Here is a 19,019-nt window from a genome sequence, read left to right on the forward strand (position 1 = left end):
GCTCAAAACTAAGTCTTGATCTCGTAGCCCTTGCGGTTTTCGCGCGAGAGGAACGTGTTGGCTTCGGCGTCGCCGATGATCTCGCGCTTTTCTGGATCCCACTTCATCGGGCGACCCAAACGCATGGCGATGTTCGAGAGATGGCAGATCTCGAGCATGCGATTGTGCGACCAGACGTCCGAGATCGGCGTCTTGCGCGAAGTCATACATTCGATGAAGTTTACGCTGTGGTTAGCCGGAATCGGACCACCGTAGACTGCTTCGACGGCGTCGTCAGGCAGCGGGTTCGAGGCCAGGTCTTCGACAGGTTTGCCGACGATCTTGCCACGATTCACGAAGAAGCGACCCTTGGTACCTTCGAACAAGATACCGTTGTCCCCTTCACTGGTGATGATCATTTCCACATTCTTTGGCATGTCGACCTGAATGTTGAACTGCGTCGCGACGTTGTAACGATCGTGGACCACGGGATAGCCCTTCTCGTATTCGCAGCCCAGCTTGTAGTCGAGCGGGGTGATTTTGCTGGGGCCCGTTTCCGTGGCACCAAGCGCCCAGCAGGCGATGTCGACGTGGTGAGCACCCCAGTCGGTTAGCTTACCACCAGAGTATTCGTGCCAATCACGGAACGAGTAGTGGCAGTTGCTGTACAGCGGAACGCCGCCGCCGTAACCTTCGCGCATTTCTGGCAAAGCCCGATAATCGCACTTTTGAGCTGGGCCGAGCCAGAAGTCCCAGTCGAGTCCCTTCGGCACTTCAGCAACCGGAATCTCAGGCGAGGGGCTCATGCCGTTAATACCACAGGTCACCTTCTGCACGTCGCCGATGCGACCATCGCGAATCAGCGCGATCGCTTGCAGGAAGCGATTGTCGCATTCGCTACGCTGCATCGTACCGACCTGGAAAACGCGGCCAGTTTCCTTGACCACCTTTTCGATCAGCTTACCTTCGTCGATGGTCAGCGTCAGCGGCTTTTCGCAGTAGACGTCTTTGCCAGCGTACATCGCTTCGACGGCGACTTTGGTGTGCCAGTGATCCGGCGTGGCGATCATCACGGCGTCGATATCATTCCGATCGAGCACCTTGCGGTAGTCGCCGTACGAATCAGGAGCCTTGCCATCTTGACGTTTCTTAACCTTCTCGACGTTGTCGGCCAGCACGTTTTCGTCGACGTCGGCCAACGCCACGAAGTCGGCGTACGGCAGCGTCTTCGAGGTGATGGTCCAGCCTTGGTTGCGAAGGCCAATCGTGGCGAAGGCGGGTCGGTCGTTCGCGTTCTGATAACCGAAGGCTCGATTAGCCGACGGGACAACAACCGCGGCAGCACCAGCCGCGGCCATGCCTTGCAGAAAGCGACGACGAGTCGTTTGATGAGAATGCGACATTCGGTCAGATCCTGTTTGGGGTGAATTTGAAATAGAAGGTGGGTTGGATACCGATTCGTTGAACGTGCCTTGCGCGCGATCCGTAGAAGAATCGAGCGCTAAAGTGCACATCTCCCAACAAACCGGACTTTGGGAGTGGTTATTTCACCTTACATGATAACATAAACCGAACCCCGCCGAGAACTTCCCTGGCAAACTCACCTTCCGGAGGGGGGATGCCGATATTAAAAGCGGTTCGGTCCGGCATTTTTGCTCGATTGTTACCCGCTTGCTCGCACGGAAAAACCGAAAAAGGAACTTCATGAAGATCACCATCGTCGGCACCGGAAAAGTTGGGTCGGCCATCGCGTTTGCCGCGACGGTCAATCCGCCGGCCAGTGAACTGTTGTTGCTCAATCGCAGTCGTCACAAGGCAGAAGGCGACGCGATCGATCTGGCCAATGCCAGTGCGATGCGAAACAGCAACATGCGGATTCGCGCCGGCGACATCGCGGACTCGGCAGGCTCCGATATTATTATCTTCACGGCGTCGGTTCCGTATGGTGATCCTAATCGTAAACGGTCGGAACTGGCCGCCGATAACCGGGCAATCGTCGAAGAGTGGATTCCACCTTTGGCTGAGGTCAGCCCCGGTGCCATTTTGCTGATGGTCAGCAATCCGGTTGATGCGTTGACCTACGCGGCGATTCAACTGTCGGGCTTTCCGCCAGAACGAGTGATCGGCACCGGGACATTGCTCGATAGCGTTCGTTACCGCGCGCTGCTGTCGGCCGAACTGGAGATTCATCCCGACGATATTCGGGCTTACATTTTGGGGGAACATGGCGATACGCAATTCGCCGCGTATTCGGTCGCGATGACCGGTGGTCAGCGGTTCTATCCCAGTGACATGTCGGCCCGCCTGTTCCAGAAAACCGTGAATATGGGTTACGAGGTCTCTGGAATGAAAGGGTACACCAACTACGGGATTGCCCTCGCAACGATGATGATCGTCGATAGCATCGTCTATGACTTGCGGCACACTATGCCGGTCAGTGTGTTGATTGACGGATACTTTGGCGTGAGCGACGTCTGTTTGTCGTTGCCGACAGTGATCGGACGGCAAGGGGTGACCCGTGTACTGCAACCGCCGCTGTCGGAAGAGGAACAAGCCTCGTTTCGGCACTCGGCAGACGCTGTAAAGTCGTGCATCGCGTCGATGGGGACGTTTTGAACGACGAGTCTTGAGAGATCGCCTGCTTAAAGCCTTTCGGCTCGTCCCTTGATTTTGACAGGACGTCGAGTTGACCCCGGCAATGGGTACCAAGGGCCTCTGGCCTGCGTTGCTCGACGTTGGAAGTGGCTGGCCGTTAGGTTCGACCGCATCAATCAAGTTGGTGATCGCCATCTTCGCAGACCCGGGCAGGTTGCTCGGGGCATTCAGCGTGTGGGATTCGAGGACCGGCGTTATATCCGGTTCTGATGGCGACGCGGTGGTTCGTGTGCTCTCGAGTGCCATGTCCACGTCTCTGTGGGCATGCTCTTCCGGTGGATTCGTTTCTAAGGAGTCTCCCGGGAGTTTCTCGGCTAGATTAACGAGGGGACTGATCCCTTGCGCGAGGTTGGTGGGCGTTTCTAGGTCGACGTTTGGTGGGGCATGCGTGCGGCGGCGTTTGGGGCGCGGCGTGGGCCCAGGCGGACGCCACGACCAAAGATCGGCGTCTTCCTGTTCTCGTTCTTCCAGGTAGCGTTGCCGTCGGTCTACCTCTTTCCTTGCTTGATCTTGTTCGTCGTCGACGCGTTTGATGACCCGCTTCAGCCGTTTGCCAATCGCCGACCAAGAGAACTTGCGGCGAGGTGCCGGGCTGTTCACGCTCAGCTTTAAATCGTCGAGAATTTCTTTGGGGGTTCGCGGCGGAAGAGGTTGGTCGCTGCTCGTTTTTTGAAGCTGTTGTTCTTTGAGCGCTTCATCCAAAGCTCGCAATCTTCCGGAAACCGAGACCAGCGTGCGATCGACATGCGTAATCAGCTCACGTACGGAGCGTTTGATATCGTCTCCGGTAGGCGGCTGGGTCCGAGCCAGTGGCGGAAGAACGTCCGCGGTGTACGCGTCGAGTTCGGCGGCCAGTTTCAAGTAGGTATCGGACATAAGGAAAGCGAGAAAGCGGGACGAGAATCCAGCTGCTGGCATGGGGTGTGGAAACCCGCTGACAGAAGACTCCCTGGGTGTATTTTTGTGACGACTTCGGTTATCCAAAGATCGTGTAAACTTAGCAACTCATTTTTGGGACGATGCCAGCGCAAGGTGTTGCCCAGGCTTGAGAAGGAATTTTTTTCGCTCGGTTGGGTGGGCCTTGGCGGAGGATGGAGCGTTGATCACGCGGTCGGTTACGGTTGGTGGCAAGAATAAGTCAGAGCTACTCGATGAACTACATGCGAACCAAGTCGAACTGAACGAAGCGGCCCGCACGCTTTTTGCTGACGTTCGGTTCACAGCATCGGCGGAAACGAACTCGCTGGAAACCGTCGAATGTTCGGTGGCGGAGTTAGGTTTCATCAACGGCGGGCTGATCGAAGCGATCACCAGCAAGGCAATCACCCGAGGACTTATGCCCTGTTCCTTAGAGGTGGGGCCTTACATGCGGCTACAGTATCTCGACCAGGCGGAAGGGGCGATTGATCAGCCGAAAACACAACATTGCGCCCCGCCGGGTTCGATCACGATTGTCTCGCCGCCGCTCGATTTCAGCGACGAAACGCCCAAGGGCTTCTATCTGCGGCGGATTGATGGTGTCTTGTGGCTTCGCGGCTACACGGCCGGCCTCGACCATCGCTGGAGTGCGGACGATCGATTGTTGTTCGCCAAAGCTCAGTAACCCCACTCGCGCTGCACGGCCTTGGCGTAGGTAATTCGTATGATCGCCACTGCCAAGACGATTGCCACAGCAAACTCGGCGTAAACAATGATTAGCTGCACCGAGTTTGAGAGGCCGTACGAATCCAGATAGAAGGCCAGACCTCCCATGATGATGACGGGCCCAAAGATCATTGCGATAAAGTAGAGAACCAAAATCCACGTTTGTCGGATGACGAAGATCGATGTGCTGAGGGCGTAGCCCCACACCATCGCGATTAATGGTAAGGGGGCGACGACGGGGGCACGATCAAATTGATCTGGCGAGATGAACAGCAGATAAGCGATCCCCAGCAGGACAGGAATGATCGCCCACATCTGATCGCGGGCAAGCGCCACGAATAATTGCTTCGCGAACTCGCGACGTCCGACCGGACGCATCGATTCTATCTGAAGATTGCGGCACCTGCGGTACCAGACACTCAGCGGCATGAAGAGCGCGATTGCCCCCATTTGGAACACGAGTCCCATTTGAATGGAATCCTTAATGCCGCCATTGCCCATAAGGTAAGACATTCCGAGAAACGCCCCGCCGAACAGAATCAGCATGACAAGCGGGCGATAGACGTTGCCCAGCTGCCATAATCTGGCTTGCTGCCAGAGCGAACTGCCCGCCAAGCGGGGATAGGCGGCGCTGCGATCCCACAACGATTGCCACCACCTCTTGTTACCAAATGCCGCTCGTTTTTGCTGCTGCGGATCCCACGGCGAGAAGCCAGGATGCATTGCGCTGGTTTCGTAGATCTGTCGTGTCATCTTGGGCATGTAGTCGAAACTAACAGCCAGTAGCAATACTTGCCCTACGCCCAGCGATAACGCCAGGAGCCAGGTGGTACCTTGCAGAAACCAAGCCATCTCTCCGCCAATTGTCGGAGAGGAGTTCATCCCGATCGCCGGAAACCAGATCAAAACGCCTGAGATAATGCCGAGCGGCGTGCAGATACCCCGGATCAGGGCTGATTTCGCGAGCGAACCGACCAGCAGCACGAGGATCATTGTCGGCACTGCCACGGCAATCGCCAGTGCGGGAAGGATCGCGATGCCCGCATTCATCAGCAGCAACATCGTGGCGAAGATTCCTGCGAGTGTCACCAACACCGCCGCCAGTTGGTGCGGCCGATGATAGCCAGGAATGATGACACTGTGCTGCGTAGCGAAATGAGCCCAGATTTGCAGAGCGACAATGATCGAAACAATCGCAGAGAAGTAGATACAAAACATCAATACGCTTTGCTGACCGAGCGATGTTTTCGCCGGATAAAGCACCACCCCAGGTAGTTCCGGCGTTGTGCGGGCCGTTGGCTCGGGCGTATCGATGAAGATCGATCGCAAATGTACGCTCTCTTTCAGGGGAGCAAGTGGGGCAGGATCCCATGTCATGGGCGGAGCTGGTTTGGATTCTGCCGTCGAGTTGAAGTCGATGACGCTACTACTAAGCACAAGTGTCCGCAGATTGGGAATCTGGGCGACGACCTCCATGGTAGCGACATCCAACGAATCGCGATCGATTCGCAGCACCTCAAGATTCGTCATCTGCGACATCTCGCCTGCATGTTCCTTCAATAACCGCGCAGGGACATCCAACAAGGTTAGACGCGACCCGAGCGCGGTCCACGTTCCATTGGGGATTGCGTCGGCATGGAGCTCAAGCTCGCGCAGGTGATCGAGAGACTTAATCTGAGCGAGTCGTTCAGGAGTTAACGTTGACGTCCGCAATTGGAGTCTGGAAATATTGGAGAACTGCGACAGATCGATCTCCGGCGCGTCGCGTGGATCGCTGACGTAGATTCCATGGAACGAACTTGGATGACGCCCTTTTAGTTCCGCTTTCCAATCCTTCGAATACAGAAAGACAAACTCGCCGGTGTAACTAATCGTCGGGGCAATTTGATTTGCGGTTTTTCCCGTGAAGCGGCCGACGAGGAAGAGTCCCACGCCGAGCAAAAAGGCCAACAGTGCAAGCAGGACGAGGATTCGTCGCTGCCAATAGGTGCGAAATACTTGGTAAAGCTGCGCGTTCATGACAATACCTCGTCGGCTGGGCTGTCCATGCTGCCGGTCCATTCCAGGAAGATCTCTTCCAGGTTCAAATCTTCGACTTGGACATCGGCTTGCCACTGCTGGGCGATTGTTTCACGGAGATCGTCGTTCATGTGGGCCACGGAAACGAGCGCTCGTTGGCCGTTCATTTCATAGCGAATCGCCCCTGGCACCAGAAAATTCGGCGGCAGTGGTTTATCGCGGTAGATTCGCAGTCGCTTGCAACCTTCCTTGAGCGTATCGAGTGGCCCATACCAGGCCAGTTGCCCATCGCGCAGGATGGCCACATGCGATGCGATTCGTTCCAGGTCGGAGGTGATATGCGTAGAAAAGAGGACCGTGTTTTGTTCCGCCTCGGTGAACTGCACGAGCGATTGCAGGAACTGCCGTCGGGCGAACGGATCGAGGCTGGCGACCGGCTCGTCGAGCATCAACAGTTCCGGCTGATGCCCCATCGCCAGGATGACGGCCAGCTTCTGCCGCTGCCCGACCGAGAGGGCTCCAACTCGTTTGTCGCGTGGCAGTTGCCACTCGCCTAGCAGACGCTCGACATGCTGTGGATGCCACATTTGGTAGAACGCCCCGGTGTAATCGCACATTCCTTGGACGGTCATCCAGGGAAGGAGCTCGAAGTCTTGCGAAACGTAACCGATGCGGGCTTTGGTAGCCCCGCTGAGGTTCCATGAGTCCTCTCCCAACAAGCTGCACGAGCCGGTTGTGGCCCGAAGCAGGCCGAGTAGGCACTTGATTAATGTGGTCTTACCGGCCGCGTTGGTGCCGATCAGCCCGACCACTTGGCCTGGCTCGATGGTTAGATCGATCCCACGGAGGACATCCTCGGTGTCGAAACGCTTGGTCAACTTCTCGGTCTGCAGGGCTGGGATGCTCACTCGGGAATCTCCTGAAGGATTTGGCGAACCAGTTCCATAATCTGCTCGTTGGTAAGACCCAATTGCCGGCCATGGACGACGGCCGCACGCACGCTGGGACGGACTTCTTCGAGACGCTGTGACTTGCTGCCGTTGAGTGACAACGGACGAACCATCATGCCTTTGCCCCGGACTCGTTCGACGATGTTGTCGGCCTCAAGCCGGGCATATGCTTTCGAGATGGTCATGGGATTCACACCCAGCGAAGTCGCCATTTCGCGAACGCTAGGCAGCATTTCCCCTTCTTTCAGCCGCGCGCCGACAATCATCGCTTCGACCTGACTGATGATCTGGCGATAGATCGGCACCCCGGAGGATGGCTGAACTTCAAATTGAGTTGGCTCGATGGTCATGCGTAGTGCTCTATGGTGTATTACTACAGTGATACACATGGAGAGCAGGAACTGTCAAGCGTTTTTTTTCTGCTGAACGAAAACTCGCGTCAGGCGTAACCAGTTGGCAAAGGTTTCTCGCGTTAGAATTCGGTCAAAGTACGGCAAGCTGGGGTGCTGCTGTCGATGGTGTGAAAATAGCGAAGTTATAAATTCGCGCAAATGTTGTCCCCAAATGGGCGGGTTTGGGTATAATCGGCGTCTAACTGTTCGCTTTGGACCACCACCCCACATCGCTTGCGTACTTTTCCCACGGTTCAGAGTTGTTTTCACGGATTGGCCAAGAGGCTGTGCTTATCCTTCAAGGAGAATTGAGATGCCGCGTTTCGTAGGTGCTGGCTGGGTTGTATTGGCGACGTTGATGGTCACCAATCTTTGGGCTCAAGAGCTAGAAGAGCCGATCAATATTGATGAGAAGGCCACGCACGAGCAGGCCAAGCTGATCGAGATTCCGAAAGAATCGCCGGTCAATGCGTTCTGCCTCGACGCCAAAGGACAGATCCTGGCCGCTTGTGGCGCCGGCCCTGGCGAAGTGAAAGTACTGGATGCCAACGGCGAACAATTGGCCGCTTGGAGCGTCGATATCAAGCCGGAAGCGATCAACACCGCACCGGATGGTTCGATCTTAGTGGCAGGTCACGGCAAGCTGATGCGGTTCTCGCCCGAAGGCAAGCTGCTCGCTCAAGCTGAAGCACCCCATGCGGCCGATTTGGAATCCCATAATGAAGAGCTTCGCAAAGAAGCCGAAGCGCAAGTCAATCGCCCTGCGATGTCGCTCGGTTCGATCATCTCGGCCTACGAGAACATGATCGATCAGTTAGAAGAAAAGCAGGCAATCCAAGAGCTGAACGACCAGGAGATTCGCTTACTGCAAATCTTGCCAGAAAACATCGAGCGGTTCAAAAAGCAAAAGGCCGAACAAGATGCTGCGAAGAAGGACGCGAAGGAAGGTGAAGAGCCTGACAACTCTGCCAAAATCGAAGAAGCGTTGAAGGCGATTAAAGCCTCGAAGTCGCGCGTCGCGTCGATTAGCTCGGACGGTAAGAACGTTTACGTCGCCACGCCATCGCCGGTTGGTTACACGTTTGACGTGTGGCAAACTTCCACCGACTTCACCGACGGTAAGAAGGTAGTCAGCGAGCTGCGTGGCTGCTGCGGTCAGATGGACGTCCAAGCTTGCACTTCCGGTATTTACGTTGCCGAGAATGCCCGCCATCGCGTCGCTTGCTTCCAACCCGACGGCGAAATGGTGACCACCTGGGGCAAGCGAGATCGGACCGGTGCTGATGGGTTCACCAGCTGTTGTAACCCCATGAACGTTTGCTTCGATAAGACAGGCGACGTTTATACCGCCGAATCGAACACCGGCCGCATCAAGCGTTTCGCGGCGGATGGAACGTTCAAGGAATACATCGGTGATGTGAAGCTGGTTCCTGGTTGCAAGAACGTGTCGATTGCGATTTCGCCTGACAACGATTCGGTCTACATGTTGGACATTACTCGCAACCACATCGTGCTGATGAAGCGTAAAGCGCCTTCGGCCGAACAGGAAGCCCCGGCCGCGACGGAAGAAACCTAGTCGCCTCCGGTTTTACTGTAGACTTCGCTTCATACTTCACCGCTCGGAAGAGGAGAACGCTCGATGCATAAGTTCTCAAGCCGCATCACTGTGCTGGCGGCTTTACTGTTGATCAACTGTTTGGCGGGGATCGTCGCCGCTGAAGAGAAACCGCTGACACTGGTCGTCATGGACCCGCTGGCCGCTCCCCTTTCCTGTCCTTGCGTGGAAGGTTACGCCCAGCGGAAGTACGAGCATCTGGAGGGATTTCTCGAGAAACAGCTCGGTCGATCGGTCCATTTGCTGTTCACCGAATCGTTGGAAACGCTGAAAGAGGAAGACCTTGCTGGCGGCACCATCGATTTGATCATCGGGAAGGACTCGGTTGCGCGGTACGATGCGAAGCTGAAAAAAATGACGGTCACGCCGCTCGGCCGGCTGACCGACAAGAAGGGTGGCACGTCGCAGTATGGAATGATCGTGGTCCCAAAGGATGACGCTGCCCAGAGCCCTGCCGACCTGAAAGGGTACCAGATCTATTTCGGGGCGATCGATGCGCAAGAGAAGCACGAAGCCGCGATCGAACTGCTCACCAAGGCAGGGATCGAAATCCCCGAGAAGCTTGAAATTTCTCAGGCTTGTAGCGATGGAGCCTGCAAAATCTTGGAATTGGAAGGTCCGACCAAGGGAGCCGCGGTGATCTCAAGCTACGCTGCGCCCCTGTTGGAAGGCTGCGGAACGATCAAAAAAGGAGATCTGCGCGTCATCGGAAAAACGAAACAGGTGCCTTTCATCACCGCGTTCGCGACCAATCATGTTTCCAGCGACGAGCAAAAGCGGGTCAAGGATGCCTTGTTGATGGTGGCGACCGATCCCGAACTTTGCACCCAGTTGGAAACACTGGTCGGTTTCCTGCCGATGGAAGAACCGGTCGCAAAAAAAAAGTAGGTGACCAGGCGTCTCCTGCTTGGAAGGGCTGGCGCGGCCCACACCGCGACGGCCATTACCCACGTTTGCCCAGCAAGCTCGCTGCTGAACCACAGCTGGTCTGGAAAACGTTGCTTCCCAGCGGCGGCTTAGGAGGCATCGCGGCCAACGACAAGTTTGTCATTCTTGGGCATCGCGATTTCAGTGACTTTCAGGATGTCTTTCACTGTCTCGATGCGACAACCGGCAAGTCGCTCTGGCAGATCGAATACCTGGCCGTTGATAATCTCGACTACGGTCAGTCGCCACGCACAACCCCTAGCATCGTTGGCGACCAAGTCGTTCTGCTCGGAGCGATGGGGGATTTGCACTGCGTCGAATTGGCGACCGGCAAGATCTTGTGGCACCACAATCTAAAAACCAAGTTTGCTGTGACCGGCGATCTGCCGTGGGGTTATTGTGGTTCCCCTTTAATTGTCGATGAGAAGGTGATTGTCGAAGCTGGTGGGGCGGAAGCTTCATTAGTGGCTTTTGATTTGAAGAGTGGCAAAATCGTTTGGCAGACGCCCGGCAAGGCGCCCTCGTACGGTTCACTGAACATTGGCCAGCTCGGCGGTCGAACGCAAATCGTCGGCCACGACGCAACCACGCTTGGCGGCTGGGACGTCGACACGGGCAAACGTTTGTGGACGCTAACGCCACCAATTGAAGGTGACTTCAACGTGCCGACTCCGCTGATTCTTGACGGCAAGCTGCTAGTCGCGACCGAAAACAACGGCACGCGGCTTTATCAATTTCAAACGGATGGGACCATCGATCCGACGCCGGTGATGGAGAACAACAGGCTGACGCCTGACATGAGTACTCCCGTGGTGGTCGGCAATCGGCTGTTCTGCGTGAATCGTTTTCTGTACTGCCTTGATCTGAATCGAGGACTGAAAGAGCTATCGCGAAAGCGAGACAAGGTACTCGGAGACTACGCCGCGATGATTGCCGATGACGCACACTTGCTGGTCTTTGGTGACGGCGAAATTCTGTTAGTCGATGCCACCCAGGACGATTGTCCGATTGTCGCCCGGCAGAAGTTTTCGGATACCAAGGTCGATGTATTCTCGCACCCAGCTTTGGTTGGCGACAAATTGTTTCTGCGTAGCGGCGAGATTGTCTACTGCTGGTCTCTGGCGTCGACGGACAATGCGAAGGCAAACCAGTAGCCCTCCCCTACTCTGCCGAAGCAGCTAACTGCTAGCGATCAACGCGTCAAGAAGCCAGGCAATTCGCCGCAATCGTTCAACGGCACCAGCTGGCCGAGCCGACAACCAGAAAGGAAGGCTTTCAGGTCGAGGAGCGGCAAGATGCATCGCGTTGGGTCATGGTTGGCAGTTTACGGAGGGTTGTGCCTCTTGGGCTGCGCCAGTCCCAACCGCCAAGCTACGATTGGTTCCCCTACGCCAGACACCGTTCAGGTTCCTAGCCGCGTGCAAATCGACTTGTCACAATCAACGCCAAAGCCAGCTCGTCCACAAACGTTGTCGGTCGTTTCTTACAATGTCCATTTGTTGCCCAGCGTCGCGCTTCCGTTTGCAGGCGAACGTAGCGCGGCTGCATATCGTGCTGAGAAGATCGCAGAGCAGCTCGCCGGTTATGATCTGATTGCCCTCAACGAAGCCTTTGACGCGACCCACCGTCAAAAGGTGATCGATCAATTGCAAGCTGAGACGGGAAATGGCTATCACGTGGCGGACGGTCCAGGCCGATCAGGCAGTCATTTGATTGGGGGCGGCCTGCTAGTGCTTTCCAAATATCCGATCTTGGAAACACACACGCACACGTATCAAAACTCGACCCGCTTCCTGACGCACGGATTCAAATCGGACGGTTTTGCGGCGAAAGGGGCATTGCATGTTCGTGTGCTGGTCGACTTGCCTTCGCAGTTAGCGGTTGATTGTTTTGTCACGCATCTCGACAGTCAATCGGCCAGCGTCCGTGAGTTGCAGCTGAAAGAGTTCTGTCAGTTCGTATCACACCATCAACATAGTGATAATCCGGCGGTGCTGCTGGGAGACTTTAATATTACGGCCGAACCGTTAGGAGGCGCGGAGACTGAGTACGCCAACCTAATGACCAGCATCGACCAGCTGCGGAGTGTCCCGTTCGTCGATGCCGCGCAGCGCGTCGCGTACGGGCCAGCGGGAAGCAGCAATGCACTGGCCGACGATGGTGGCCGCAGGATCGATTACCTGTTTTATTCCAACTCCGATCGTCCCTTTGCCACGCAACTTACGCGCGTTCAAGCGCGGCATCTTCCGTTGTTGGACGAACAAGTTCCGGAAGGTTCGCTTTCCGATCACTTGGCCGTGGCGTGCGAGTTCCGCTTGGTCAGTAAGCATGCGGCCGTTGTCCCGACATCGAAGTGGCAGCTTCCACGATAGCGGTCAATCATGACCAAGCGATTGGAATGGAAGTTAGGTGGTTTCAAGCTCTTCCAAACTCAAGCCAGCGGTTTCGATGCGGTTCATCCAGGTAACCACCGCGCCGCATAAGGATGTGGCGATCAAGATGTACAGCAGATAGCGGATGCCAATATCTGCGAGTAAGATCGGAAACAGGAATGCCGTGATCACGGCGCCGATCTTGGCGAACGAGGCCGCAAAGCCGGCTCCTTTACCGCGGATGTTGGTGGGAAAGACTTCGCCTGCGATGAGGTAGGTTTGTGCGTTCGGGCCGAGATTGGTCATAAAGCTAAAGACCATGAAGCCGGCGAAGATAAAATACAGTTTTTCGTTGCCGATGTAGTCGACCGAAAACGAGGCAAGAAGCAGCCCTAATGCACAGCCGACAAAACCGGCGACTTGCAGTTTGATTCGGCCAACGCGATCGGCAAGCAGCGCGGCAAACACGATGCCGACGATCAACAGCAGATCGATCAGCGCCATTCCCTTAGCGGCGATCATGTCGTTTTGAATCAGATCGGCCACTGACGTCGCGTGTTCTTTCTTATGGCCGATTGCCGATGCGATGATTGTCGGAGTAAAGATTCCTAGGCCGTACGTTCCTAGGTCTTGCAGAAACCAGGGAACACTCGTCAAGATCGTGGCCCGCAAGTTCTTTCCACTAAACAGTTCGGCATAGCCGCCGCTATTCTCATCGCCATCTGTGGTCGAAACGGCGGACTGATCGAGAATAACTTGCTTGGGGTAACGTGGCTTCCGAGTCAGTAGACGCAGCGTTTCACGTTCCGCAGTTTGGTACTTCCCTTGCGCGCAAAGCCAATGGCCACTCTCGGTGATCGTCAGGCGGGCAATCGTAATGAATACTGCCGGAATGATTGCCGTCGCATACATCCACCGCCAATCGCCGATGCTGGGAAATTGGTCGAGGATCAGGTAACCGATGCCTGCCCCCACGAGGGCACCGACGGCTTGAAACCCGAAAGCACCCAGGATGAACTTGCCTCGTGTGTTGCTGGGCATGCTCTCGGAGATGATCAAGTGCGCCGTCGGATAGTCGGCACCCAGCGCCAAGCCGAGTCCGAATAAGCAGATGACCAGGAATAGGAAGCTGGTACTGAAGGTGATCGCAATCAGAAACGCGGTGAAGATCGCCATCTCGACGACGAAAATCGGCTTGCGTCCAAAGTAGTCGGAAAGCCCACCTAGTGCCGTCGCGCCGACCAGAATACCTAAGAGCGAAGCAGCACCTACTAGGCCGTGGGCGGAGGGGCCGAGCGAAAACTCTTTGGCAATCAGCGGCAACGCCACACCGGTCATGAAGACAACAAGTCCTTCGAAGAACTTGCCAGCGGCGGCCAACCACCAGATTCGCCACTGCATGTGGGTCATCGGCGAGGAGGTCGTGTCGGTTCCGTCGGCCCACATCGGGACTTCGTCGATGTACTGCTGCACCGTCTTGAAAGTCGGTTCGGCAGCGACATCGGTAGGCGATGTTGTCTCGGGTGGCGCTGGCATTATATCGAGCATGCAGCGTTGCCTTTCCTCTTGCCGGGAACGAGTGGTGAGGGCGGGTTCAAGTTGGCGTAAGACGTGCGTTCGATGGAAGCTTACGTCGCTTCGTTGAAGGGCTCGCAAAGTGATAGCACTTATTGCTGATTCTTCATGTGAAGGAACGCATCGGACAGCGAGGCCGTATTTCTTACCCAATCGGCAACTCTTACTGCAGGAATGCTATCGCAGCGGCCGACTTTAACGATTGTAGAGAGTGTAGCGGGCATGGCTTCTCTGGCGGTCGCGATCGTGATCGCCATCCCTAAGACCGCCCATCCGCCGAGAGATTCTTGCTTGCTAGCGTTTGCTGACCATGCCTAACCTGAAGCAAAATTTGCCTGCCTGCGTGTTTGATGGTGGGAAGCTGCGTGCATTCGGCAGGCTCTTGTGGGCGATTGGCGTTGTCTTAGCACCGCTTGCATCCCTCAGTCTTGCGGAGGTGAACGAGGCGATCATTGCGGAAGATGCATGGTTGGATTGTCCGGCCGAGCCGACGACGACACTCACGCCGTTTGCTGAGCTGCTTACGCTGAAGTTAACCGAAGGCAGCGCCGAGAACTGGGCGCAAGAGATCACACCGATCGGCATGGGAAGCTCGGCTGGGACAGCCAGATTGGTGGACGCTCCGTTCGGTTGGAACGCGGGCGTACGAGCTGGGGTTGAACGAGCTGGGTGCGACGACCAAACCAGCGTGAGGTTGTACTACACGTACTTCGGAACGCAAGCGACCAATCATGCCGCCGGCGAGGTCTATTCGGCGTTCCTGGGGAACTTCTTCGCTGATAACCCGGACGGATCCGGTTTCGGTCCAAAGTACCGCAGTGCCGATGTCGAGTGGGATGTACAGTTCCACACGATCGATCTCGAGTTCCAGCGCACTTTCATGATTAGCCCCGCGCTCACGCTTCGTCCCTTTGTCGGGGTGAAGTCTGCGATCATTCGGCAAGATATCGACTCGCGATGGTATAGCCCGATCGACTCTGGCTCGCACGTTTATTTGTTTGGTGCGGCGACGGAGAACTTGAAACAAGATTTCTGGGGCATAGGTCCGTCCATTGGCGTCGACGCGTTAATACCTCTTTCCGTCTCGCCAACCCATTCGCTGCAGGCTTACTTTACGCCGACGGCAGCGTTGATGTATGGAAATTGGAATTTCAGCGAGGTTTACCAGACCGACGGTTTGACCTCGACCACGATTCTGACTCCCTCGAATATCGCAATCAATTCTGACCCCATTCATGGCGCGGCAACGATGCTGCGATTTGCCTTGGGGCTTTCGTGGGAGCAGCCAGGCAGCCGAGTGACGACGCGCGTTCGCTTGGGTTACGAAGCGCAGGTGTGGCTCAATCAGATTCAGTTTTATTCCTACAACATGGGACGCTTGAACAACTTGATGTCGCTGCAGGGTGGCGTGCTCGAAATTGGTTTCAGCTTTTAGTTTTGTATAGAAGTCGTTGATGATTCGCTCGGTTACATGCCTGATTCTCTTACTCGCTGGCGCGACGATTGCGCAGGCCGAGGGGATGACTCCGTTCGCCGAGGCGATCGTATGGCATGCGTCCGCCGAAACCTCTTCGGTCTGGGCTAGCGAAGTGCCGCTGCTGGTACAAGAGTTTGAAGCGACCAACCTCGACTTTGGCTGGAATGCCGGTGTCCGAGCTGGGCTCGAGATCAAACCGCCTGAGTGGTTGTGGGACGTGCGATTCACGGTCACCCACTTTCAAACTTCGCAAGATGCCGCGATTGAGGATGGCTTTAACCTGGTTATTCCGGAGTTCTTCAGCGGGTTTCTCAGTGGCGACGCGTTCGATTTTACGACTGCGTCGGTCGACTGGTCGATTCAATACACAACGTTCGACTGGGAAGTGGGACATGATATTTACATGTCGGAAAATTGCCTGATTCGTCCGACGTTTGGCTTAAAGGGAGCGATCATCGATCAGAACGTGCATTCCAAATGGGGAGATTTGTTCGGGCTAATCGCCGTTGAAAACGTGAGTCACGAGTTCTTTGGAATCGGTCCGAGCGCCGGTATCGGAGCTCGCTGGAGCCCTAGCCCAGGCAACTTCTGTCTGGTTGGCGACCTGACCGGTGCAATGCTTTATGGCGTGTGGAACGTGGAAGACGATTACCAACGAGTCGGTGGATTGCCATCCTCGTCTACGTACGATGCGTTCTCGACCAGCATGAACGACTCGAAGCTGGGCACGGTGATGATTCGTTCGTTCTTTGGTGCCGAGTGGCGACTACCATTGCATGCCAACGTTGTGGGGCGTGTGGGCTATGAGATGCAGTGGTGGGCCAATCAGCAGCGGTTCCTGACTTTCCAACAGTTGCCAATGCATGGGGATTTGACGTTCCAAGGTGGTGTATGCGGTATTGCGGTTACCTACTGATTTGTTGCCTCGCTTGGGCAACCCCGGTGCAAGCTGCCGACTTGTTCGGTGAGTTCTTGTATTGGAAAGCGACCGAACCGGTCGACTGGGTGCTGAATACCAATCGAGCGCCAATGAATCAGTACGTCAACTACGAACAAACCATCTACGACTTCGCCCCGGGCTTTCGCGTGGGGGCATCGTTCGATGACGCATGGAATACGAACCTTGCCTGGACCCACTTTCGTAACGAAACCACCGACTCGGCAACTGGTGACCTCACGGCTGCGTTTTTGGGTGGAAAAGAATCACAGCCGCCATCCCCAAAGCTGTACTTCGATCAGGGGCAACTCGATGCCTCGATTAACTACGACATGATGGATGTCGACTTTAGTAGTTCGATGGATCTGGGTAACGGTTTGCTGGTTCGTCCAGTGCTTGGGCTTCGGGGAGGCATTATTCGCCAGGCATTTACCACATCGTTCGAGGCCAGCTACACTAGCGGACTGACGAACTCGCAGCGATATGTAGTCGAGAAAGCGGAAAGCAACTTTTGGGGCATCGGCCCGAAGGTCGGCATCGACGGTGAGTACACCCTGCTCTGCTCGCCGCAATTCGAAATGAAGCTGACCGCAGGCTTCTTTGCTTCATATCTGCTAGGAGACTGGAGCATTCCTGATCGCACGCAAATGATCCAGATCGATAACGGCATTACGACGGTTACTTCGAGAACGGTTCAGGTCGACTCGCGAGACTTCGCTTCGCTCGGCTTTCAAACCATGGTTGGGCTGAACATTCGACGAGGCTACTGGACGGCAGCCGTTGGCTACGAGATCAACGATTGGTTGAATCAGTGCCAGATTTTCACCGACGCCACTGGACCGCAAAACAACGACCTGTTGCTGCAAGGGTTGACGGTGAACTTTATGTTGACGTTCTAGGCGAACTATTCGATTCGCTTGGCGGTTTGTTTGATCCCGTTTTGGTGCAGTACAACCGAGTTGCACTTGCCGGACTTGTCGACTTGAAACGTAAGGGTTGCTTCGACCACTTTGTAATACCATTCGGTTTCGCTGCGTGGGAAAACGCGAAACGTTGGTTGTCCTGTTAGTCCCACTAGCAGTTGATCGTCTTTTACTGTCACCGTGAAGACGGCCCCAGGAACGATCTGATATTTGCCGACATAGCGTTTCATCTTCTCCGGCGAAACTTCCAGTACTTCGGCGAACTTGCGTGGCTGCTCGCTCGAGCCAGCCAGCATCCGCATGATTTGTTCCGCCAACGTATCGATGTCATGCGTCGCTGTGTTCGCCAGAATCACCACCGCCGCGTCGACCTTGCGATTGACGAAAATTGCGGCATGGTAGCCGCCCGTTTGCCCGTTGTGCCAGCGAGTCGCGCCGTCGCGCGCGACATGCCAGCCCAGACCCATTGCGAAGTCGTTTTCGCCGATCGGCTGTTGATGAACTTGCCAGGCAATATTGATTGCCGTTCCGAGGTCATTTTTCGGTGGGTGAAGCTGCGCCTCGGCAAATTTCAGCATGTCATCCGCATCACTACGAATGCCCCCGGCGCCTGCCAGTTTCAGAAAGTCCCAGTTGCGGCTGACCGTTCCACCGGCAACATGGGGCGTTGCGAGACGTTGCTTTTGTGATTGATCCAATGCGACGCGCGTGTCGGCCATCTTCAGTGGCTGAGCAATTTCCTGTTCAAGGAGCGAGCCGTAGTCTGTTTTCTGCTGTGAAGCGAGCAACTCACCAAGAAGCCCCGCACCAAGATTCGAATAACTCATCTCTTCGCCGGGGCGTTTTCGGGGCTGAAACTTCTGGAGAAACTGGGCCAACTGCTGGCCGTTGTAGTCTGCGTAGGGGTTCTCTGGATCGGCCGGCGCAAGGTTGTCAGGCAATCGAGGAAGGCCGGAAGTATGGGTCGACAGGTGCCACAGACGGATTGGTGAGCTTTCCTCGCGACGTGGCATCTTGACACTATCGGGTAACAGTTCATCAGCGGGCGTTACCAAAGAGACGCGGCCCTCGACCATCGCGTCAGCCAAGAGGATGCCGGTGAAGACTTTAGAAATCGAGCCGATTTCGTAAATCGTTTTACCGTCCGGCACTTTGGAGTCTTTGGCGGAAAGCCGTCCGTAACCTCGGACGACTTTGTTTTCACCTTGAATGACGCCGATCGTCATTCCCACGACCGTTTTGCTTTCGACGTAGGGCGCGGCTAAGCGGTCGACCTTGTCAGCGAGGTCGTCGGCTTGTGCTACGCCACTCAGACAGAGCAGAGAGAGCGTTAGAAATATGAAATCCTTCATCGGCTGTTTCTCCGCCAGAAAAGCAGTAAGTCGGGAATGCCACGATTGGCAGGGCGTCGATTCTAAGGTAGTTCGTCCTACTACGCGACTTATTCGCGAAAACCGGTCAACTAAAATCTTAGGAAAAGTAGCCGTCCTTCGAAATGAAAAAGCCAGCCCACGCTCATCCTCGCGCGGGCCGGCTCACAGGGGGAGGGTTAAT

15 protein-coding genes are annotated in these 19,019 nt (G+C 55.6%); 9 read left to right on the top strand and 6 right to left on the bottom strand.

Translation table 11 applies throughout. The features are described from left to right. Positions 1-8: 8 nt before the first annotated feature. Positions 9-1,382, bottom strand: coding sequence for a Gfo/Idh/MocA family protein (locus C5Y83_RS05405; protein WP_105328632.1), 1,374 nt, complete (start codon positions 1,380-1,382; stop codon positions 9-11). Positions 1,383-1,683: 301 nt separating this feature from the next. Between C5Y83_RS05405 and C5Y83_RS05410 the strand changes: the two genes are divergently transcribed. Both C5Y83_RS05410 and C5Y83_RS05415 read left to right on the top strand, forming a co-directional pair. After that, positions 1,684-2,595, top strand: coding sequence for a lactate/malate dehydrogenase family protein (locus tag C5Y83_RS05410; protein ID WP_105328633.1), 912 nt, complete (start codon positions 1,684-1,686; stop codon positions 2,593-2,595). Between the two features lie 1,084 nt (positions 2,596-3,679). Continuing rightward, on the top strand, positions 3,680-4,237 hold the full coding sequence (locus C5Y83_RS05415) for a helicase (protein ID WP_146117645.1): 558 nt from the start codon (positions 3,680-3,682) through the stop codon (positions 4,235-4,237). Here the strand turns inward: C5Y83_RS05415 and C5Y83_RS05420 are convergent. From C5Y83_RS05420 to C5Y83_RS05430, 3 genes are read right to left on the bottom strand one after another with little or no spacing between them, the layout of a single operon-like run. Then, positions 4,231-6,297, bottom strand: a complete 2,067-nt coding sequence (locus tag C5Y83_RS05420) for a hypothetical protein (protein ID WP_105328635.1) — start codon at positions 6,295-6,297, stop codon at positions 4,231-4,233. The genes C5Y83_RS05415 and C5Y83_RS05420 overlap by 7 nt on opposite strands. After that, positions 6,294-7,205: an ABC transporter ATP-binding protein gene (locus tag C5Y83_RS05425; protein ID WP_105328636.1), complete on the bottom strand. Its 912-nt coding sequence runs from the start codon at positions 7,203-7,205 to the stop codon at positions 6,294-6,296. Before C5Y83_RS05425 ends, C5Y83_RS05420 begins: the two co-directional genes overlap by 4 nt. Further along, positions 7,202-7,597 carry a GntR family transcriptional regulator gene (locus C5Y83_RS05430; protein ID WP_105328637.1) on the bottom strand — a complete coding sequence of 132 codons (396 nt, stop codon included), beginning with the start codon at positions 7,595-7,597 and terminating at the stop codon, positions 7,202-7,204. The genes C5Y83_RS05425 and C5Y83_RS05430 overlap by 4 nt, the downstream gene beginning before the upstream one ends. Positions 7,598-7,952: 355 nt before the next feature. On the opposite strand from C5Y83_RS05430, the gene C5Y83_RS05435 reads away from it, so the two are divergent. The 4 genes from C5Y83_RS05435 to C5Y83_RS05450 all read left to right on the top strand — a co-directional run bounded on the left by C5Y83_RS05435 (position 7,953) and on the right by C5Y83_RS05450 (position 12,553). Further along, positions 7,953-9,215: a hypothetical protein gene (locus C5Y83_RS05435; RefSeq protein WP_105328638.1), complete on the top strand. Its 1,263-nt coding sequence runs from the start codon at positions 7,953-7,955 to the stop codon at positions 9,213-9,215. A 63-nt stretch (positions 9,216-9,278) separates the two neighbouring features. Next, entirely contained in the window at positions 9,279-10,142 is an 864-nt protein-coding gene (locus C5Y83_RS05440; RefSeq protein WP_105328639.1) for a PhnD/SsuA/transferrin family substrate-binding protein, read from the top strand. A gap of 65 nt (positions 10,143-10,207) precedes the next feature. After that, entirely contained in the window at positions 10,208-11,335 is a 1,128-nt protein-coding gene (locus C5Y83_RS05445; RefSeq protein WP_158262243.1) for a PQQ-binding-like beta-propeller repeat protein, read from the top strand. Between the two features lie 141 nt (positions 11,336-11,476). Next, positions 11,477-12,553 (top strand): sphingomyelin phosphodiesterase, encoded by a 1,077-nt coding sequence (locus tag C5Y83_RS05450; protein WP_105328641.1) that lies wholly within the window; start codon positions 11,477-11,479, stop codon positions 12,551-12,553. A gap of 33 nt (positions 12,554-12,586) precedes the next feature. Here C5Y83_RS05450 and C5Y83_RS05455 read toward each other — a convergent pair whose 3' ends face one another. Next, positions 12,587-14,101 carry an MFS transporter gene (locus C5Y83_RS05455; RefSeq protein ID WP_199194993.1) on the bottom strand — a complete coding sequence of 505 codons (1,515 nt, stop codon included), beginning with the start codon at positions 14,099-14,101 and terminating at the stop codon, positions 12,587-12,589. Positions 14,102-14,438: 337 nt separating this feature from the next. On the opposite strand from C5Y83_RS05455, the gene C5Y83_RS05460 reads away from it, so the two are divergent. Genes C5Y83_RS05460 through C5Y83_RS05470 form a run of 3 tightly spaced genes read left to right on the top strand, consistent with a single transcriptional unit; the run spans position 14,439 to position 17,441 of the window. Next, complete coding sequence (locus tag C5Y83_RS05460) at positions 14,439-15,563, top strand: Lpg1974 family pore-forming outer membrane protein (RefSeq protein ID WP_105328642.1); 1,125 nt, start codon at positions 14,439-14,441, stop codon at positions 15,561-15,563. Positions 15,564-15,582: 19 nt separating this feature from the next. Further along, entirely contained in the window at positions 15,583-16,521 is a 939-nt protein-coding gene (locus tag C5Y83_RS05465; protein ID WP_105328643.1) for an Lpg1974 family pore-forming outer membrane protein, read from the top strand. Continuing rightward, the gene (locus C5Y83_RS05470; RefSeq protein ID WP_105328644.1) at positions 16,497-17,441 is read left to right on the top strand and encodes an Lpg1974 family pore-forming outer membrane protein; all 945 of its coding nucleotides are present in this window, start codon (positions 16,497-16,499) and stop codon (positions 17,439-17,441) included. Before C5Y83_RS05465 ends, C5Y83_RS05470 begins: the two co-directional genes overlap by 25 nt. A gap of 5 nt (positions 17,442-17,446) precedes the next feature. On the opposite strand, the gene C5Y83_RS05475 is transcribed toward C5Y83_RS05470, so the two are convergent. Then, the gene (locus tag C5Y83_RS05475) at positions 17,447-18,817 is read right to left on the bottom strand and encodes a serine hydrolase (RefSeq protein ID WP_105328645.1); all 1,371 of its coding nucleotides are present in this window, start codon (positions 18,815-18,817) and stop codon (positions 17,447-17,449) included. Between the last annotated feature and the right edge of the window lie 202 nt (positions 18,818-19,019).

It is taken from the genome of Blastopirellula marina, from assembly GCF_002967765.1.
GTDB classification, from domain to species: domain Bacteria; phylum Planctomycetota; class Planctomycetia; order Pirellulales; family Pirellulaceae; genus Bremerella; species Bremerella marina_A.

Excerpts from the sequence above, each read along its gene's own strand:
- C5Y83_RS05405 (WP_105328632.1), bottom strand. The coding sequence starts at position 1,382 with ATGTCGCATTCTCATCAAACGACTCGTCGTCGCTTTCTGCAAGGCATG.
- C5Y83_RS05410 (WP_105328633.1), top strand. The coding sequence starts at position 1,684 with ATGAAGATCACCATCGTCGGCACCGGAAAAGTTGGGTCGGCCATCGCG.
- C5Y83_RS05420 (WP_105328635.1), bottom strand. The coding sequence starts at position 6,297 with ATGAACGCGCAGCTTTACCAAGTATTTCGCACCTATTGGCAGCGACGA.
- C5Y83_RS05430 (WP_105328637.1), bottom strand. The coding sequence starts at position 7,597 with ATGACCATCGAGCCAACTCAATTTGAAGTTCAGCCATCCTCCGGGGTG.
- C5Y83_RS05435 (WP_105328638.1), top strand. The coding sequence starts at position 7,953 with ATGCCGCGTTTCGTAGGTGCTGGCTGGGTTGTATTGGCGACGTTGATG.
- C5Y83_RS05440 (WP_105328639.1), top strand. The coding sequence starts at position 9,279 with ATGCATAAGTTCTCAAGCCGCATCACTGTGCTGGCGGCTTTACTGTTG.
- C5Y83_RS05450 (WP_105328641.1), top strand. The coding sequence starts at position 11,477 with ATGCATCGCGTTGGGTCATGGTTGGCAGTTTACGGAGGGTTGTGCCTC.
- C5Y83_RS05455 (WP_199194993.1), bottom strand. The coding sequence starts at position 14,101 with ATGCTCGATATAATGCCAGCGCCACCCGAGACAACATCGCCTACCGAT.
- C5Y83_RS05460 (WP_105328642.1), top strand. The coding sequence starts at position 14,439 with ATGCCTAACCTGAAGCAAAATTTGCCTGCCTGCGTGTTTGATGGTGGG.
- C5Y83_RS05465 (WP_105328643.1), top strand. The coding sequence starts at position 15,583 with ATGATTCGCTCGGTTACATGCCTGATTCTCTTACTCGCTGGCGCGACG.
- C5Y83_RS05470 (WP_105328644.1), top strand. The coding sequence starts at position 16,497 with ATGCGGTATTGCGGTTACCTACTGATTTGTTGCCTCGCTTGGGCAACC.
- C5Y83_RS05475 (WP_105328645.1), bottom strand. The coding sequence starts at position 18,817 with ATGAAGGATTTCATATTTCTAACGCTCTCTCTGCTCTGTCTGAGTGGC.